Genomic DNA, 568 nt, shown 5'->3' on the forward strand with positions numbered 1-568 from the left:
ATAGAAAATAATAATAAATTACCTTTGAATAAACTCAAAGATCTTGATAAAGCCAGATTTTCAAACATTGAGCATCAATCCCTGGAATACGTAAAAAACACATTGCAACCGTGGATCGTGAATTTTGAACAAGAATTAAATATTAAGCTGTTTACTGACAATGATCAAAAAGCGGGCCATTATGTAAAATTCAATGTTGATAGTGAGCTGCGCGGCGACAGTAAAACTCAAGCAGAGTATTTTAAGACCATGAGCGAAGCGGGTCTTTTAAATAAAAATGAGATTCGCGACTTGATTGAAAGAAACCCTATTGAACATGGCGAAAAATATCTATCTAGCTTGAATTATGTGTTCCTTGACTTTATGGAAGAATACCAGAGGCTTAAAGCTGGTTCTGCCATGAAGGGAGGTGACAGCAAGAATGAGTAAAGAAAAAGAAGTAAGGCTGCTCACGACGCCAATTGAGATCCGTTCCGATGGAGAAGGACAATCCGAATATGTGGAAGGCTATGCTTTGAAATTTGAAAAATGGTCCGAAAGTTTGGGTTGTCTAAATGAACTTATAAGC

1 protein-coding gene and 1 pseudogene are annotated in these 568 nt (G+C 37.0%); both read left to right on the top strand.

Going from position 1 to position 568, the window contains the following annotated elements:
• Positions 1 to 429: phage portal protein (locus BA70_RS18955; RefSeq protein WP_034325293.1), on the top strand; the 429-nt coding region annotated here is incomplete at its 5' end.
• Positions 422 to 568, top strand: a pseudogene (locus BA70_RS20755) (HK97 family phage prohead protease); the annotation flags it as partial. The gene BA70_RS18955 and the pseudogene BA70_RS20755, both read left to right, overlap by 8 nt.

The sequence above is a fragment of the Bacillus zhangzhouensis genome (assembly GCF_000715205.1).
Classification (GTDB): domain Bacteria; phylum Bacillota; class Bacilli; order Bacillales; family Bacillaceae; genus Bacillus; species Bacillus zhangzhouensis.